Annotated in this window: 20 protein-coding genes; 7 read left to right on the plus strand and 13 right to left on the minus strand. The window is 41.3% G+C overall.

The genetic code is table 11. From position 1 onward, the window contains the following. Window positions 1-23: 23 nt before the first annotated feature. Together ACQY4U_RS05050 and ACQY4U_RS05055 are read right to left on the minus strand one after the other, a co-directional pair. Window positions 24-1,253 (minus strand): glycoside hydrolase family 5 protein, encoded by a 1,230-nt coding sequence (locus ACQY4U_RS05050; protein ID WP_428328301.1) that lies wholly within the window; start codon window positions 1,251-1,253, stop codon window positions 24-26. A 9-nt stretch (window positions 1,254-1,262) separates the two neighbouring features. Then, the gene (locus ACQY4U_RS05055; protein ID WP_428328302.1) at window positions 1,263-2,750 is read right to left on the minus strand and encodes a glycoside hydrolase family 30 protein; all 1,488 of its coding nucleotides are present in this window, start codon (window positions 2,748-2,750) and stop codon (window positions 1,263-1,265) included. A gap of 261 nt (window positions 2,751-3,011) precedes the next feature. Here ACQY4U_RS05055 and modA point away from each other — a divergent pair, with 261 nt between their 5' ends. The 3 genes from modA to ACQY4U_RS05070 are packed head-to-tail and all read left to right on the plus strand — an operon-like array spanning window position 3,012 to window position 5,064. After that, window positions 3,012-3,761, plus strand: coding sequence for a molybdate ABC transporter substrate-binding protein (modA, locus tag ACQY4U_RS05060; RefSeq protein ID WP_428328303.1), 750 nt, complete (start codon window positions 3,012-3,014; stop codon window positions 3,759-3,761). A gap of 17 nt (window positions 3,762-3,778) precedes the next feature. Next, on the plus strand, window positions 3,779-4,450 hold the full coding sequence (gene modB / locus ACQY4U_RS05065) for a molybdate ABC transporter permease subunit (RefSeq protein WP_428328304.1): 672 nt from the start codon (window positions 3,779-3,781) through the stop codon (window positions 4,448-4,450). Next, window positions 4,447-5,064 (plus strand): ABC transporter ATP-binding protein, encoded by a 618-nt coding sequence (locus tag ACQY4U_RS05070; protein ID WP_428328305.1) that lies wholly within the window; start codon window positions 4,447-4,449, stop codon window positions 5,062-5,064. Before modB ends, ACQY4U_RS05070 begins: the two co-directional genes overlap by 4 nt. A 40-nt stretch (window positions 5,065-5,104) precedes the next feature. Here the strand turns inward: ACQY4U_RS05070 and ACQY4U_RS05075 are convergent, their stop codons facing one another. The 4 genes from ACQY4U_RS05075 to ACQY4U_RS05090 form a co-directional block, all read right to left on the minus strand. Then, window positions 5,105-5,683 carry a peroxiredoxin-like family protein gene (locus tag ACQY4U_RS05075; protein WP_428328306.1) on the minus strand — a complete coding sequence of 193 codons (579 nt, stop codon included), beginning with the start codon at window positions 5,681-5,683 and terminating at the stop codon, window positions 5,105-5,107. Between the two features lie 88 nt (window positions 5,684-5,771). After that, window positions 5,772-6,041, minus strand: coding sequence for a hypothetical protein (locus ACQY4U_RS05080; RefSeq protein ID WP_428328307.1), 270 nt, complete (start codon window positions 6,039-6,041; stop codon window positions 5,772-5,774). A 73-nt stretch (window positions 6,042-6,114) separates the two neighbouring features. Then, complete coding sequence (locus ACQY4U_RS05085) at window positions 6,115-6,390, minus strand: hypothetical protein (protein WP_428328308.1); 276 nt, start codon at window positions 6,388-6,390, stop codon at window positions 6,115-6,117. Between the two features lie 11 nt (window positions 6,391-6,401). Continuing rightward, a complete protein-coding gene (locus tag ACQY4U_RS05090; protein WP_428328309.1) occupies window positions 6,402-6,962 on the minus strand; it encodes a sigma-70 family RNA polymerase sigma factor in 561 nt (186 codons plus the stop codon). Between the two features lie 282 nt (window positions 6,963-7,244). Here ACQY4U_RS05090 and ACQY4U_RS05095 point away from each other — a divergent pair, with 282 nt between their 5' ends. The 3 genes from ACQY4U_RS05095 to ACQY4U_RS05105 all read left to right on the plus strand — a co-directional run bounded on the left by ACQY4U_RS05095 (window position 7,245) and on the right by ACQY4U_RS05105 (window position 9,617). Further along, window positions 7,245-8,060, plus strand: coding sequence for a DUF1223 domain-containing protein (locus tag ACQY4U_RS05095; protein ID WP_428328310.1), 816 nt, complete (start codon window positions 7,245-7,247; stop codon window positions 8,058-8,060). Window positions 8,061-8,143: 83 nt separating this feature from the next. After that, window positions 8,144-8,836, plus strand: coding sequence for a cytochrome b/b6 domain-containing protein (locus ACQY4U_RS05100; RefSeq protein WP_428328311.1), 693 nt, complete (start codon window positions 8,144-8,146; stop codon window positions 8,834-8,836). Next, window positions 8,829-9,617: a molybdopterin-dependent oxidoreductase gene (locus ACQY4U_RS05105; RefSeq protein ID WP_428328312.1), complete on the plus strand. Its 789-nt coding sequence runs from the start codon at window positions 8,829-8,831 to the stop codon at window positions 9,615-9,617. Before ACQY4U_RS05100 ends, ACQY4U_RS05105 begins: the two co-directional genes overlap by 8 nt. Window positions 9,618-9,714: 97 nt before the next feature. Here the strand turns inward: ACQY4U_RS05105 and ACQY4U_RS05110 are convergent, their stop codons facing one another. After that, a complete protein-coding gene (locus ACQY4U_RS05110; protein WP_428328313.1) occupies window positions 9,715-9,996 on the minus strand; it encodes a hypothetical protein in 282 nt (93 codons plus the stop codon). A gap of 178 nt (window positions 9,997-10,174) precedes the next feature. Here ACQY4U_RS05110 and ACQY4U_RS05115 point away from each other — a divergent pair, with 178 nt between their 5' ends. Next, window positions 10,175-10,603 (plus strand): PepSY-like domain-containing protein, encoded by a 429-nt coding sequence (locus tag ACQY4U_RS05115; RefSeq protein WP_428328314.1) that lies wholly within the window; start codon window positions 10,175-10,177, stop codon window positions 10,601-10,603. Between the two features lie 144 nt (window positions 10,604-10,747). Here the strand turns inward: ACQY4U_RS05115 and ACQY4U_RS05120 are convergent, their stop codons facing one another. The 6 genes from ACQY4U_RS05120 to ACQY4U_RS05145 form a co-directional block, all read right to left on the minus strand. Then, window positions 10,748-11,827 (minus strand): SGNH/GDSL hydrolase family protein, encoded by a 1,080-nt coding sequence (locus ACQY4U_RS05120; protein WP_428328315.1) that lies wholly within the window; start codon window positions 11,825-11,827, stop codon window positions 10,748-10,750. A gap of 148 nt (window positions 11,828-11,975) precedes the next feature. Next, entirely contained in the window at window positions 11,976-13,016 is a 1,041-nt protein-coding gene (locus ACQY4U_RS05125; protein ID WP_428328316.1) for a DUF6515 family protein, read from the minus strand. A 216-nt stretch (window positions 13,017-13,232) separates the two neighbouring features. Next, complete coding sequence (locus tag ACQY4U_RS05130; RefSeq protein ID WP_428328317.1) at window positions 13,233-13,802, minus strand: thiamine pyrophosphokinase; 570 nt, start codon at window positions 13,800-13,802, stop codon at window positions 13,233-13,235. Window positions 13,803-13,825: 23 nt separating this feature from the next. Continuing rightward, the gene (locus ACQY4U_RS05135; protein ID WP_428328318.1) at window positions 13,826-14,452 is read right to left on the minus strand and encodes a thiamine phosphate synthase; all 627 of its coding nucleotides are present in this window, start codon (window positions 14,450-14,452) and stop codon (window positions 13,826-13,828) included. 51 nt (window positions 14,453-14,503) lie between these two features. Further along, window positions 14,504-16,219 (minus strand): alkaline phosphatase PafA, encoded by a 1,716-nt coding sequence (gene pafA, locus ACQY4U_RS05140; protein ID WP_428328319.1) that lies wholly within the window; start codon window positions 16,217-16,219, stop codon window positions 14,504-14,506. Between the two features lie 81 nt (window positions 16,220-16,300). Further along, on the minus strand, window positions 16,301-17,413 hold the full coding sequence (locus ACQY4U_RS05145; protein ID WP_428328320.1) for an acyl-CoA dehydrogenase: 1,113 nt from the start codon (window positions 17,411-17,413) through the stop codon (window positions 16,301-16,303). Between the last annotated feature and the right edge of the window lies 1 nt (window position 17,414).

Here is a 17,414-nt window from a genome sequence, read left to right on the forward strand (position 1 = left end):
ACAGTTATTCTGCAACGGGAGGCTCAAGGTACTTTAAAGCCTAATGCTTCCATATAGCCCTTGTTTGGCCTGCAATTTTCAAATTTGCTGTTCTCTAAAAAATCGTACAACGCTTTCTTTATCTGCTCGCGGTTTTGTGGTGCCGCTTTGCGGATAGCTTCAAAATTGCCGCGCGGTATTTCTGTATAATTTATCAGGCTATCGTATTTTGCAGGTACATTAAAAGTGATAATGCCTTTGGTATTGTCTAACTTTTTATAAGGCCAGTAATGCCAGCCAATATTATTTTTTTCGAGTAATTTTTTAAAGGTGCCAACCCACTCATCTGTGTTTTCGCCGGTTTCGCCGCAGTAAATGGGTACATTGTATTTATCCCTGAAATCAACATAATCCTGTATCACATTTTGGGTTGGGTCGGTCCAGTATTTATGAAACTGGTAAACTAATTTCGGGTCGAACGGGGGGCCAAATGCTTTAAAGTTACTATCCCACTGTGCACCACCTAAAATCAGGATATGGTTTTTATCCACCATGCGGATGGCTTTGGTTATCTGCTTGTAAACAGGCTCCAGGTGGGGGTTAAGTTCGGCAGCATTAAAATAAGTAGCAATAGGTTCATTTAACAGATCGTACCCTAAAATGGTGGTTTCATTTTTATAATGGGCGGCAATCCGTTTCCATATATCAGCAGTTAACTGGCGCATGGCGCTGCTTTTAAACAAAAAAGGATAGCCATAACCGTCGTCAATATTATCACCTGTTTGGCCGCCTGGTGCGCAGTGCATATCTAAAATAACATATAAACCTTCTTTTTTACACCAGCCAACTACCCTGTCTAACAACTCGAACCCCCTGTTTGGGTTGTTTTGGCCCATGTAGCTTTCGGTAGTAAAAAGGCGGTAATTAAAAGGGATGCGGATAGAGTTCATACCCGATGCCTTTAAAAAATGAATATCGGCAGCGGTTATGTAAGTATCCTGGTATTTTTTCCAGAAGATAGAAGTTTCTTCGGGACCCAGCAATTCCAAAAAGGCCTCATTAATAAGCCTTGGTGAACTGATGTCTTTAAACTTGAACATATAACCTTCGGGCACCAGCCAGTTACCCAAATTGGTACCCCGCATTAAAAAGGGTTTGTTATTTGTGTCAATTATTTCTTTCCCTTTTACGGTGATGAATTTACCGGTTTGCGCCATTAGCACTACCGGGATAAAAAGGGTTAAAAGCAGGGTGTATAAAACTGTTTTTTTCATGGGGATTGCTTATTTCCAAACGTAGGTTGCTGCTGCGCCTGCTGCCAAAGTGCTGCTAACTGATTTGCCATTAAATTGTATATTGAATGTTTGACTTGCACTTGCCGAATTCATCACGATCAGCACTTTTGAGCCATCGGTATTTTTAAAGGCTACGTTTGGCAGGTTAGCAACATCGGGCGATGCTATGCGCGTAGCCCCCGGCCTTACAAACTTAGCGGCATGCGCTATAATATAGTACGATACATTGCGGGTAACTACACCACCGCTAATGGTTAAAGCACCCTGGCAAACGCCGCAGCCACCAGCAGTATGCGGCCCTAAAAAGCCATCGGTAGCCAGGTTCCATTCCAGTACGTTGCGGCTCCAGTTTTTGGTTGCGCCAACAATAAGGTTGGTAATATGCCAGTTCAAATCGCCGCCGAAACCTCCGGTTGATGCGGTATATTGCTCCGTAAAATAAACGTTTTTGGTTGGGTAAGCATTGTGCACCGGGGTAAGCGCATCAATACTGCCAGCATACAGGTGAAATGCTGAGCCATCAACAAAAGGGTTGGCAACCGGATCGGCAAGTATAGCTAAAGGGTAATCGGTACGGTCAGTATTATGGTCGTAAATAATTATTTTGGTGGATAAGCCTGCCGTTTTTAACTGCGGACCTAAATTATTCTTTATAAAGTTACATTCCTCTACGGGCTGCATCACCATCGCGGGGTTATTGTTAGCATTCAGTGGTTCGTTTTGCGGGGTTATGGCATCAATGGTGATACCCTGTGCCTGCATGGCCTGTATGTATTTTACAAAATAGGTTGCATACACATCATAATAGGAGGTATTTAAACTCCCGCCGGTAAAGCCGTTATTGCCGGTTGTGTTAACCTTCATCCAGGTTGGGGCGGTCCATGGGGTGGCTAGTATCTTTATTTTAGGGTTAAGCGCAATTATCTTTTTTAATACTGGGATCAGGTCTGTTTTTTCCTGATCAATGCTAAAGCTGCTTAAACTAACATCTGTTCCTGATGGTACCTCATCATAAGTAAAATCACTGGCGCTCATGTCTGACGCACCTATCGAGATCCTTAAATAACTGATGCCTATATGGGTACTATCCGTTAAAAACAACTCCTTCAATAAGGCATCCTGCTGTGCAGCTGCCAGTCCGTTTATTACCGATGCACTACCGCCGGTTAAACAAAAGCCAAAACCATCAATGCTTTGATAGGTTGTTGTAGTATCAACAGCAATAGTTTGGTTTGCATTGGTTGCGGCGCTAAAAAGCAGGCTTATATTTTGTTTTTCTAATAATGATGATCGGTTGGCGGTGGTCATCCACATGGTAACATCTGTTTTGGCAACAGTTACCGGGGGTGTTACCGGGGGTGTTACCGGGTTTGGCTGCGGCGATGTGCTTACCGCTTTTTTGCTACAGCTAATACCCGTAAATAGGATAACGGCTAATATAAAAACGGTTGCAATTTGAAAGATGCTTTTTTTCATAAATTTTTAAGCAGCTGCTTTGTTAAAGCATTTTTGTAAGGTAAAATGGATGTAGTTGGTTTATAATAGCAAGGCCGAAAAGCCCTTATATTGCTAATATAGTATTAATACCTGTTAACCTTTATATACTTTTACGGTAAGTTTTTTAGTTTTATTGAGAGATTAAAAATTCTGATACGGTTAAATAACAAGGTATATTAGTGCATTATTAGCTGTTTTAGCTATAGGGAGTAAAAAAGCGAACGATATAATACCAATACAATGAAACGGATAAAAATTTTACTTGGGATACTTATATTTTTAAATGTACCGGTTTTTGCACAAAATTTAAAAGTGGCGGTAGCCGCCAACCTGCAGGCAGTTATTAAAGTATTGCAAAAGGATTTTAAACAAAAAACCGGGATTGAGATTGAGCCCATTGTAGGCTCATCGGGCAACCTGGTAAACCAGATCAGGAACGGGGCGCCTTACGACCTGTTTTTATCAGCCGATATGAGCTTTCCTGCAACTTTGTATAAGGAGGGTTTGAGTATAAAAAAACCGGTGGTTTATGCACAGGGCAGTTTAATTATTTGCAGCGATCAAAACATTGGCTTTGAAAACTGGGAAAGGATGTTATTAACCGCCAGGGTAAAGAAAATTGCCATTGCCAATCCTAAAATTGCACCTTACGGCAAGGCGGCCGAAGAAACCTTAAAGGGTAAAGGGATTTTGGACGATGTTAAGCCAAAGGTTGTTTATGGCGAAAGTATATCGCAGGTAAATACTTATATAACCACGGGTGTAGTTGATATTGGTTTTACCACACTTGCATTGGTTAAAGATCCGGCCAACAAAACAAAGCTATACTGGCAGGTTATTGATGCAAAGGCATACGCGCCAATAGAGCAGGGGATGGTTTTACTAAAAAAAGCAGATAGCAATGCCGAAGCCCAAAAGTTTTACCAGTATATATTAAGCCCTGCGGCCAAAACCATATTTGAAGAATATGGCTATCACGTAACAAAATAATAAGTTCAACCTTATCAATGGACCTGACCCCAATTTGGCTTACGCTAAAGCTTGCTGCCATAACCACCGTGTTATTGTTAGTTGTGGGCTTGCCTGTTGCCTGGTGGCTTTCACGGGGGCGGTCTTTTTTTAAAATAGTGCTGGAGGCTATTATTACCATGCCATTGGTTTTACCTCCATCGGTTTTGGGCTTTTACCTGCTGCTGGCTTTTAGCCCACAGCATGGCATCGGTAAATGGCTGCATCAAACTTTTGATGTTCAGTTTGTATTCTCGTTTAAGGGGCTGGTTTTAGCCTCGGTTATTTATAGTATGCCTTTTATGATAGGGCCTATAAAATCAGCATTGCAGCAATTGCCGGTATCATTGTCTCAGGCATCCTATTCGTTAGGTAAAAGCAGGTGGCAAACATTTATCAGCATATTATTACCCAATATAAAGCCACCGTTATTAACCGCAATAGTGCTCACCTTTGCCCATACCCTTGGCGAGTTTGGGGTTGTTTTAATGATAGGCGGCAACATCCCTAACGTAACCAGGGTAGCCTCTATAGCGGTGTATGATGCCGTTGAACAGATGGATTACAACACCGCCAATACCTATTCGCTTATCCTGTTTGCTATTACTTTTGTTTTGGTGATAGGTGTGTTCATTTTTAATAAATACCAGTTAAAAAGCCCCTTGGAATGATCAGCATCGATATAGAAAAAAAGCTAAAGGCTTACCAGGGGCAGCAGGTATTAAAAGTTGTAAGGCAGTTTGCTGCGGGTAGTATCACCAAGGTTTATGGCCCGTCGGGTGTAGGGAAAACAACATTTTTAAAAGTGATTGCCGGGTTTATTAAACCCGAAAAAGGAAGTATTTTGGTTGATGGCATTACCTGGCTTAATACCGGTTCAAAAACAGACCTTGCTCCACAAAAGCGAATGGCTGGCTTTGTTTTTCAGGATTATGCACTTTTCCCAAACATGACGGTTAAGCAACACCTAAAATATGCTACGGATGATGAGCAATGGGTCAACAGGCTGCTGATAACCGGTAAGCTGGAAACATTGATCGATCATAAACCCGAACACCTGTCGGGCGGGCAACAGCAGCGGCTGGCTATTTTAAGGGCATTGGCTAACAAACCTAATCTGTTGTTAATGGATGAGCCGTTTTCGGCCCTTGACCAGGAAATGAAAGTGGAGCTGATTGATAAATTGAAAGTGCTTTTTAAAGAATTAGGCACAACCGTTTTAATTGTAACCCATAACCCCCAGGAATTAGCCGGACTTACTAACGACGAACTTTTGATAAGCTAATTGCACACCTGCCAGTTTATGCAATCAGCTTTCAATTATTTTATAATGCTTTAGCAATGGCGCTTATGGATGCCCTTTTGGTGTAATCCTTATCAAACTGAATAAAAACTATTTTGCCGGCACTGTTTATTACATAGGTAGCCGGCACTGGTAAAACCCTGTCAGTATTGCCATTATTTTGATCCAGGTCAACGCCATAATTTTTTAGTTTGGCAAAGGTTGCATCGTCCACAGTATAATTTACCTGGTAAGCCTTCATTATTTTATAACCTTTATCCTGCACTATCGCAAAGGATGCATGTGTCTTCTCAATCGTTTTGTTAATGTTTCCGCTGGTTTCAGGCGTTACACCAATTACGTAAGCGCCCTTACCGGTAAGCAGCTGTAATGAATCCTGTAATTGCTGGATATGCTTATTACAGTACGGGCACCATTGCCCGCGGTAAAAAAACAATACCACTGCCTTATGTGATTTAAGCAGGCTTTTAAAATCAACTGTTTTACCCGAATTATCTTTTGTAATAAAATCTGGTGCCTGCATCCCATTTTTGAGCCCCGTTTGTGCCGAAATCTGTATCGATATTAGCAGGCTAACGGCTATTATGATATATTTTTTCATTGTATTGTTGCGTATAAATTCTTTTATCAGGTTAGTTTAAAATAGAAAAGGGGAATGATTCCCCTTTTCTCATTCAAGCAAAAAAAACTCACATTTTGCTTGGGCTGTCTTTAACCATTTTGCTTTTATCCATCTTCATCTTGTCCATCTTTTTGTCGGTTTTCATTTTGTCTTTCGACATTTTGTCCGTTTTCTTTTTATCCATTTTATCCATCTTCATTTTGTCCATTTTGCCGGTATCGCTAACAGCAACAGTAGGTGTTGCAGATACATGGGTTAATGGTTTTGCCTGAAGATTTAATGATAAACAAGCTACAATGGCAGTTGCTAATACTGCTCCGGAAATAATTGATTTCATACTTTTGTTTTTTTAGTTTTTAACTGTTATTTCCCGTTTAGTCGTGGCCTTACAGCAAACCTTACAAAGTATTTTAGTTTTTATTAAGCTCTTCTTCAATCCTTTCCTGCAGCTCTTTTTTAAAGCCATCGTCAAGTTTAATATCCTCTTTTATCGAGCTTCGGAAAAGCTCCTGTACCATTTCATTAATTACCCGGCTTTGTTTTTTATATAATCTGCAAAATGAGCAACCGTATAAATGGATCCGCAGTTCAATCATTTCTTTAAAGCTTATCCTTCCGAATGATTTTTTTTCGATCAGGAAGGTAGCCTGTTTGCAGTTATATATAATTTTCTTCAAATTGCTCATAGCTAAAATTTTTAAATCCAGTTTTTCTGAAGGCAGGTCCTCAGGTTAAGTTTGGTACGGTGAATTATTACCCAAAAGTTTGATGCTGTAACCTTTAGTTCGGTACATATAAAATCAGTAGCCTGCTCTTCTATATGCTTCATGGTAAAAACAGCCATCCATAGCGATGGTAATTTTTGCATACACATTTGCATAATTTGCTCAAACTCTTTGTTGACTAAATGATCTTTATCTTCAATTCCAATTTCTTTAGGGCCATGTTCTGGCTTCCAATGCCCGTCATCCTCAAAAAAATCCTGTTGTTCCTGTTCGGCATCTTTTACCTCAATGTTTTTTAACCCTGATGATTTTTTACGGTACACATCAATGATCTTGTTTTTGAGGATGGCCGTGAGCCAGGTACGTTCGGCACTTTTACCTTCAAAATTTGTAATTTTTTCTAAAGCAGCTAAAAAGGTATCCTGTACCAGGTCGCGCGCCTGTTCTTCATCATTAATACGGGTTATTGCAAAACTGTAAAGGTAATCGGCATGTGCTGCTACCCAATCATGGGGGTTTAGTTTATGATTCATGTTATTTACATGGTAAAATAAAAGTGTTTGATCTGGCCACAAAAATGGATTAAGCACTTTGTAGATCAATAGTATCTTCTTTTAGTCGTAAATATTAAAAAAACCTTACAAGCTATTAAATTATTAATTCATCCAGCACAAATACAATTTCGTAACTATATTTAAGGTAAGCTATTAAATTGTTTTGATACAGGCATTTAAAATAATTGATAAAATTTGTAAGGATTTTAAAAGGAGCGCGACTAAGCGTGAAAAGACCATTAAACTAATTCGTACAAAAAAATGAGAACGATAAAAATATTAAGCCTTGTTGCCTTATTGGCAATAACAGCCATAGCTTCGAGCGCGTTTATTAATGCCAGGGTGTCAAAAAAAATAAATGGTGATAATAAAGGATTTGCCGTTGTAGAATTGTTTACTTCCGAGGGGTGCTCAAGCTGCCCGCCGGCAGACGAACTAATAGCTAAAATTGAGAAAGAAAGTAAAGATAAACCGGTTTATATACTGGCGTTTCATGTAGATTATTGGAACCGTTTAGGCTGGAAAGACCAGTTTAGCAGTGCCGATTTTTCAAAAAGGCAAAATGATTATGCTAACTACCTGAACCTGCAATCGGTTTATACCCCGCAGATAGTGGTTAACGGTAAAACGGAATTTGTAGGCTCGCAGGAAGGTACATTACGCAATGCACTCCGCAGCAGCCTGCAAAAAGCAGCAACTGCTCAATTGGAGCTAAATGTGTTAACAGCCGATCATAAACAAGCCAGCCTGAAATATAATACTGAGGGGGTGGATAAAAACACTGTATTGCAGATAGCTGTTATTGAAAAATCAGCACAATCAAAAGTTGAACGTGGCGAAAACAGCGGCCGTACATTATCGCATGTGCAGATAGTGCGTAAATTGCAGCAGGTTGCTTTAAACAGCAACAGCGGCATGGTAAATATTGCGTTACCGCAGGGCTTTGATGCCAAAAGCTGGGAGATCATCGGCTTTTTCCAAAATACGGCAAATGGCTCAATAACAGGTGCTTCAAAGGCTTCTTTTTTAAACGAAACGGGAGCAGGCAGTATGTCGGCAGTAAAAAATTCTAAATAATATTAGCTTAACTTTGAGTATAAAGTATTTGGTTGTGCGGTAAAGCAGCCAAATACTTTAAAAATTAAAATCTATACAGAGTAATGAAAGCCATAAAAGAAAAGCACTCATTAGCCATGCGGTGGTGCCATTGGGTTAACTTCCCGATACTGACCGTAATGATATGGAGCGGAATGCTGATCTACTGGGCAAACGATGAGTATTCCATAACGCTGTTTGGCCATACCTTTTTTCGCTTCTTTCCGGATTGGTTTTACACTTATCTGAAAATTCCCTTTCGATTGTCTGAAGGGCTGGCCTTTCATTTCCTGTTTATGTGGTTCTTTACGCTTAACGGTATCCTGTATATATTATACACCCTTATATCAGGCGACTGGCGCGAGCTGGTGCCTCAAAAAAAATCATTTAAGGAAGCCTGGCTTGTTTTGCTGCATGATCTGCATATCCGTAAAATGGCACCTCCACAAAAAAAGTATAATGCCGCCCAACGGATAGCTTATACCGCAATTATTGTAATGGGGCTTGGGTCTGTTATTACCGGTTTGGCTATTTATAAGCCTGTACAGTTTTATTATTTAACGTGGCTTTGCGGAGGCTACCATTTTGCCAGGATCATTCATTTTGCATTAACCATTGGCTATGTTTTGTTTTTTGTGATCCATATTGTACAGGTTGTACTGGCCGGGTGGAATAATTTCAGATCTGTTATTTCAGGTTTTGAGATAGTTAATGAAGATCCTAAACCTGCTATTCAAAACACTAATAAAGATGAGTAATCCGGATAAAGAACCCAAAAAAGAACTTACTGTTCAGCAAAAGATAAACAGGCGCAACTTTATATCTTTTACCAGCTTTGCGGTATTAGCTGGCGGCGCTTTTGAGGGCTGGCGCTGGTTATATAAATCGCCGGAGGAAACCGCCGGAATTACCGCTGGTGCACGCAAGCCATTACGCCGCGCGCTTAATAAAACCGAACTTTTTTTTAAACGGGTTTTCAGCGATAATCATTTGGTTAAAACTTATCCAAAATCAATGGCGGCCAAACACGTGCGTGTTAATAGTGATATTGGGGTAGAACAGGTAAAAAAGTTTGACCCTGCTACCTGGAAACTCCAGGTTAATAAAAAGGGCGGCGAAGTATTACAGATCACCTTACAGGAGCTGATGACATTGCCCAAAACGGAGATTGTTTATGATTTTAAATGTGTTGAAGGCTGGGATCAGATCTCGCATTGGGCAGGTGTGAAATTCAGCGATTTTATTAAACATTACCAGCTGGAAGATTATGCCAAAATGGAATTTGTAGGTATGGAAACCCCCGATAAAACCTATTTTGTAGGGCTTGATATGCCAAGTGCCATGCACCCGCAAACACTGCTGGCTTATGAGATGAATGATCGGTTGCTGCCCTTGCAAAACGGAGCGCCGCTGCGCCTCATCATCCCGGTTAAATACGGAATAAAAAATTTAAAGCGCATTGGTACCATTAGCTTCAGTAATACCCGGCCTAAAGATTATTGGGCGCAACGGGGGTATGATTATTACTCGGGCTTGTAGTGATAATTATTATTGATTCAAAAAAGTATAAAGCTTCTGAATATGCTGACTTGGGATGCCTCAATATAAGCAGCCTGTAATCACAATAAAAATTCAATTAAAACTTCAGGTTGGTTTTAAGCCATTGCTGTACTTCTTCCTGTTTAGCTATTTCTGCAGGTAGCTTATCGTGGATTAGTTTTTCCATTTTATTACCGGTATTGGCAAATCGATAGTCCCACAAAATCATCAGTTTGTTAATCAGGTAAACAACCTCATTCCCTTCTTCTTTATTAAAAAGGGTATCATCGGGCCTGCCGTTAACATGCGGGTCATTCTGAACGTACGATGTCCATTTATAATCTGAATAATGTAAGTTTCTTCTTGAAAACAGCGTCATGTGCGGGTGGGATTTCTCTAAAGGTACTTATAATTAACGGGCTTAGTCCGTTTTTCTGTGCCGCGGGTATGTTATGGTTATAATACTTCATGTTCTGTTAAAATAACATTCAGGATCTCTACAGAATGCTGTCAATCTTTCTACAGAATAGTGGCCTATACTTGATTAAAAAAAAGCGATGAAAAAGAAAATGATATTAGCCGGAATGCTTGTAATTGCAGTTATCGGCGTAAAAGCACAGGATCTGAAAGTTAGTGAAGTGCCCAAAGTAGTAAAATCAGCATTAGCAAAAAAATACCCAGAAGCTGTAAAAGTAAGCTGGGAAAAGGAAAAAGGGAATTATGAAGCCAACTGGGGAGGCAAATCAGGCGAGGATAACTCGGTTCAGTTTACCCCGGCGGGTACATTTATTGAGCTTGTAAAAGCTATCAAAATAAGCGATCTGCCTAAAAATATAGCGCCTTATGTAATTGCGCATTATAAAGGAGCAAAGATTCGTGAAGCCGGTAAAGTAACAGATGCCGCTGGTAAAACCATATACGAGGCCGAAATAAAAGGCGGCGACCTGATTTTTGATGAGAACGGCATTTTTATTAAAAAGGACTAACAAAATGCAGCTCTCTGTGTATCAATCTCAGTGCACTTTGTGGTAAAAATAACCGCAAAGGGCACTAAGATTAATCTCAAAGAAACGCGGAGATTGGAATGCGGGCTTTGAAGTTTATATATCTAATGGCTGTTTTGCTTTAAACTACCAGCCTTTAAGCCGTTTAATATAGGCGGTTAACTCGTCGGCAATCAGTTTATGTTCATCTATATCGGGGTGGGTTCCGCAGCCATTGCTGAACCGCCTGGAGAAAAAGTATTTACTTACCTTTTTATCACTCTGTTTATTCATATAGGCAGTAATGCTGGTTATATATTTTTTTAATACCGGGCTTAATGTATTATCGGCCATTGGGCTGTTCAGGCAAATAATATCGGCATTTGGGTATTGCTGGCGCAGGGAACTGATAAACTTAACATAAGCGCCGCAAAACTTAGTTGAATCCTGCGGGCCGTCATTCTGCCCCAGGCATATAGTAACAACATCGGGCTGGTAGTTTTTAAAATCCCAGGTGATACTATCTGCGGCCAAAAATACTTTATCATAAACCTGCGGAAGCACATATTTTAAATTACAGCAGCTATGAATAAGGCCAATGCCCGCCCATGAGGTTAGCTGCCATTGCGCATCCAAATTTCGCGATGTGCGGGCACCGTAGGTCATGTAGGCATTATGCTGATCGTACCATTGACCTTTATCGCAGGCAATAACTGATTGGTCCATACCGGCACCGCTGGTGATAGAATCGCCGAAGTACTCAATTTTACGTTTAGGCTTTGCCGGGAGGGATAAAAGCGCTTCGCAGCGGAAGCCAATAAAATCAATGTACCCTATGTTTGATTCAGTATCCTTGCAAATCAATATCGTATGCTCCCCGGCGGATAAGCCCACAGGTACTTTAACTACATTGTTTTTTTGAGTGATCTGGATGCGGTAGGGGGCATTGTTATCAATCACTATCTCCAGATAGTTGTGATTATTGCCGCCCAGCGCTTCATCATTAATAATGGCTTCACAATATGCACCCTTAAATTTTGCCTTTATGTATACACCCGGCGCCCAGATGCGGGGCTTGGTTTTGTCGGCAAAATCTATGCGGCCATAGTATTGTATATTGCTGTTATCTGCTTTAAAAAATTTCAGATCGGCATGTTTATTTGATGCTTTGGCTATTGATGTATTTATAAGCAGGGCAGCAAGCAGGTAGATAAAACACTTCATCATAAATGGTTAAATATGTCAACTAAATTAAACAATTGCCCGGTGCCGCATTAATAGTATTATAACATTTAATTGATGGCATATAAACGGGGACCAACAAAAAAAGGTGACCTGATACCAGGCCACCTTTTTATATAAGTATTTTAAAAGCTTATTGCTGATTTTGCTCAGGCTCTTCGGATGGTAAACCTACAATTTTATAGGTTTTGTTGCCATTGGCATCAACCTGTTCCTGGTAATAAACACCATCCGGAGATACATAAAGCTTCTCGCCGTTAACTTTTATCTTTCTGCAATCCTGCGGTAACTGAGCAACAATATCGCCCATTTGCGGGCCTTGTGGCTGATCGTCCTGTACGGCACCACCGGTATTTAATTCACCGTCTTTACCGGCAATCTGGTAAACAATAGTACCATCATCCTTGGTAACCGGTTGGTAGTATACACCATTCAGCTCATAATATTGCTGACCATTGATCACAATAGATTGTGCCTTATCTGGTAAATTAGTAACCTCGGCGCCTATTGGCGGTTCAACAACTGTATATTGATTGTTGTCGTACTGATAGAACAAACCATCGCTGTAATAAAACTGGTAATCGCCATAAAAGAATGGATAATAACCATAAGGTAATACGCCGATTGAAAATCCTAATCTTGGTAAATAGTAAGAGTTGTAATACCCGTGATAATAGTGGTAGTAACCATGATTACCCCAGTAACCACCCCTGCCATAACCAATTGCCGGAGCTGTACGGTAATTACCGCCACCATAAGTGCCACCTCTTGGAACTAAAGCCGGACGGCCACCACCTGCAACGCTAACGCCAGGGCGTGGAGCATAACCGTAGTTACCCCTGTTAACACTAACGCCGGGACGTGGTGCATAACCGTAGTTGCCTCTTTGCGAAACACCTACACCCGGGCGTTGCTGCCCGCTTTGGATAGTTCTGGGTGTGCCAAATGAAGCACCACCTGATGGTCTTGAAACGCCTCCGCCTGATGGCCTTGAAACGCCTACGCTTCCACCTGATGGTCTGCCGCCGCCACCGCCTCCGCCACCTGATGAATGGCTGCTACCACCTCCACCGCCACCGGTTGAGGGTCTTTGTGCACTTGCAGGCAATGCTAAAGCCACACATACAAGTGCGCCTAAAGCGGTACTGAGTAAATTTTTATATGTAGTTTTCATGATGAAAAAGTTGTTAGGAATACATTAAACATTGTGAATCGGTTCATCTATGGAAATTAGACTAACAAACTGATAAACGGTTTAATGCGTATTAAATTATTTGTAATAATAATCAAAAAACAAGCCAAGTTTCAAATACACCAGCATTATTACAAATAAGGATGATAATCGCCCGGTTGAAAGAGTTATTATGACATAAAAACAGGATTTTATGACTTATAACTCTTCGGCTATAAACAAAAAAGGCTCATTAAAATGGAAACTGATCATGCCATCATCAGTAGTGCTGTATTTATTACTGCTGATCTTTTTTAGGCCCTTAACGTGGAGATCATTTACTATGCTCAGTAATTCAATGGTTTCGCCACTGGGTTTCCATTTGCTAAAGCCGGGGCTTATGGGGTAAATTTTATGATGCTTATTAAAAATTACCAGGTTTATTTTATCGGCAAAGTGCTCATAATCCTTTATCAGCAGCTCATCGGTTATAATGTTTACCGATGGATACTCATAACTGGTAAGGTAATTTAAAGCGGCATCGGTTAGGTTACCATCCCCGGCAGACATCAGCTTAACATCCGACTGTAAAACTTCATTATCGCCGTTGGTAATAATCCAGTCTATCTTGATACCGTAGGCATTCAGTTTTTCGGCTGTTTGGGCGGTTGTTATAACGGTAGGGCTCCATTCTAAAAGCTGACCCAGCAATTCGTCAGAAAAATTATCAAGGCCCAGCACCAGCAATGCAGGCTCCTGTTTTTCGCGAACGATATGATGGGATGACATGGGCTGATTAAATTAGTAACCGGTTAGTATATCTGATGATAAAATGCTTTCAATTCCTTGCCGGGATCAAAAGCCATATTAATGGCTGCCGAAACAGCTATGCCAAAAATACCGGTTTCCATCAGGTTATTCACATCAATTAAATGTATGCCGCCTACTGCAATAACCGGGATCTCTATCTCCGGATGGTGCTGTAACAGGCGGTAACCTTCGTAGCCAAGCAATGGTTTATTGTTGGGTTTGGTATCGGTATGCGCAAAAGGGCCATATCCACAATAATCAACAACCCCTGTTTCCTGAACATCAAGCAGGCGCTTAATGTTTGTGGCCGATGCGCCTAATGTTTTGTCTTTCCCTATTATGGTACGGATCTCTTTCAGGTCGGCATCGAAATCTTCAATATGCACGCCCTGCGCATCAACCTTGTTTAATAAATGATAATGGTTGGTAAGTATCAGAGTTGCGCCCCAGTTATCGCAAACGTCTGCTATTTCATTAATCTCCTCAATCAGTTCATCGTCGGGTTTGGTAAGGCAGCGGTACTGGATCCAATTTGCGCCGGCCTCACAGGCGGTGGTTACCTGTTTTAAATGGCTGCGTACCCGCAGGTCCTGTGTTAGGTAATGGAACTTTGAGATGTACTTTTTCATAGCATTAATAAAACCGGGAAAATGCTTTTACATCTTCCCGGTTTTTAGTGTTTACTGTGCTTCTTTCTTTTTAAGCACTTCGCTTATAGGCTGGCCAATACTTCCGTTTGGTGCCTGTATGTGTAACAGGGCTGCAATGGTTGCAGCAATATCTGTCATGTGGGTTTCGCGTACCAAGCTACCATGTTTAATACCCCAGCCCATAAATACCAATGGGATATGGTTATCATAAGGATTCCAGGTGCCATGGGTGGTTCCGGTTGGTCCGCTATCGCCTGATCCGTGGCCGGTAAAGTAGCCGGGTTTTAAAATGATCTGTATCTCGCCGCTATGCTCTTCACTATAGCCGTTAATAATGCGGGTACGTAAGGCCTCAGGAATATTAGCGGTCTGTACTTTTTTCATGTCTACCACAAAAGCAACAGCCGGGTCTTTTTGCAGAAAATTAATACAATCCTGTTTCAATACATCCTCATCAAGGTGCAGGTACCTTACATCTTTATAGTTTAAGTTTACCTGGTAATTGGTTAAGCTTAATACCAAATGATCGGCTTTGTATTTATCTAACAGATATTTATTAAGATCTTTTAAAACAACACCATCATCCCAAACACCGGCAGGGATTCCATTATCATTTAAAAATGCTGTGTTATGTGCAGCACCATGATCGGCAGTTAAAAAAACAGTATAGTTGCCTTTACCTACCTTGGCATCTAAAAAGGTGAAGAAATTGGCCATATCACGATCTAAACGGAGGTAGGTATCTTCAATCTCAACAGCGTTAACCCCAAACTGGTGGCCAATATAATCGGTTGATGAAAAGCTGACAGCTAAAAAGTCGGTTGCCTGGTGCTGGCCTAATTCTTCGCCGTTTATGGCAGCAACAGCAACGTCAAGCGTCATGGTGTTACCATAAGGTGTCGAGCGGATCAACCCTAAATTGTTCTTATACATTCCCGATGTTTTAATCGGCATTGTAGGGGCATCCATCCCCTTAAATTTACCTTCGTACTTGTTGTTATCAGGTGTGCTTTGCTGGTAGGTGTCAATTGGGTATAAGGTATTCCAATCCTGCTTTAAATAGGTTTCAGGTAGTTTTTCGTCGTTTAAATCCTTCATCCATTGTGGCAGCTCTTTCATGTAATAAGTACTGGTTATCCAGTTGCCACTTTTATCATCAAACCAGTAAGCTGCATTGGCTGTATGACCGGCAGGTAAAATACCGCCACGGTCTTTCAAGGCTATACCGATCACCTTTGAATGGAAATTTGTAGCCAACCTTAACTCATCAGTAACGGTAGTGGTTAATAAATTGCGGGGCGACATTCTGCCTGCTAACGAGGTGCTGCCAACTGTTTGTACGGTGGTATCCTCGGTGCAATAAACAGATTTACCGGTTGCCTGGATAATAAAATCATTACCGGCTATACCATGTATAGATGGTACCGACCCTGTGTAAATGCAGGAGTGGCCGGGTGCGGTAAAAGTTGGTATATAATCAACCTGTGTGTTATCGCAGGTAAAGCCTTCGTTTAATAAGCGTTTAAAGCCATTATCCTGGTAGCGGCTATAAAAACGGTACAGGTAATCCCAGCGCATTTGGTCAACAACAATACCAACCACTAATTTTGGGCGCGGCAATTCTGTTGAGGTTACCTGAACCGGAACATTGTCTTCAGTTTTATTTTTGTGCTTGTTTTTTGTTTGTGCCGATACGGTAAGCGTACCAAAAGCCAAAGTGATGAAAAGCAGGTTTTTGATCTTCATTTAAAAAAATGTTAAGTAAACGCAAATATCAACAATGCAATTAAAATTCAATGTGATATTTGCGTTACCCTAATTTAAATTTTATGGTGCAAAGGTTAGCAAGGCATGCTGGCTTGCAGTATGCAGATCGCGCCAGGCGCGGTTAATTTCAGTATCGGGGCTTGCTGCTGCAAGGCCGCATAAAGGGTAAAGCACATCTACAATTTTGCGTGCATGTTTTGCAAGCTGATGACTGGTAGTGCTTACCTTGTATAGTTCCTCATGAGGAATTACAGGGTTATTTTGGATGGATGCCCAGGATTGATCTACAGCTTCAAAAAAGGCTACCCTAAACTGGTCCATTTCTTTTTTTGCATTTGACAATTCATCATCCAAAAATATCCTTTGCGCATCTGTAAGCCGCGGCTGTTTAGCCTTTTCGCGGAAGATGTCTTCGCATAAATCCATAAAATGAATAGCTATGCCCGATATATTTACAGCCAGGGTAGCCTCGGCCAATTGCAAAAAGGGATAAAGATATAATGGTGCATTAACTACGGCTGCAGATGGTGCTATTTTAAACTGCCTGTTTGCTGCTACTGCCAGTTCCTTAACCTCAAAGGCATCGCTGGCGGTGGCTATCATGCCGGTATATTTCCAGGCGGGTAAAATGTTTACATCCTTTTTATCAAAGATGAAAGGTAATATCAGCTGCTGCCCGTCATCATCCAAAACACGCACTCCATCTTTTTTAATGATGCAGTTGGCCGTAATATGGGTAGCGTGATGCGCCCCGCTGGCATATTTCCAGCTGCCGTTTACTGTGTAGCCGGTAGCTGTTACTTCGGCAGTACCAAAGGCTGCTCCGCTGCCTGCAAGGCAAACCGTATCATGGCTAAATACTTCAGCTGCTATATCAGGATGTATAAAACCACCGAACCAGCCTGCGCCACTGCAAAGGGTAACTACCCATCCGGTACTGCCATCGGTCCAGCTTATGGCTTCCTGCAGGCGCACCAGGTTTGGTAAAGTTATCTGGCAACCTGAGTAAACCCCGGGCACTAAAAGCCTGAACCATTTTTGCCTGTAAATAACGGCTAACTGTTGTGGGTGCAGCATTTCCATTTGTTCGGCTGCGGCGGCGGTGCTGCGTATAATATTTACATCTTCGGCATCAATAAATGCTGAAGGATGGGGGATGATGGTGTTTTCCATT

Origin of the sequence: Mucilaginibacter sp. (assembly GCF_965277465.1) — a bacterium.
In the GTDB taxonomy this organism is placed as follows: domain Bacteria; phylum Bacteroidota; class Bacteroidia; order Sphingobacteriales; family Sphingobacteriaceae; genus Mucilaginibacter.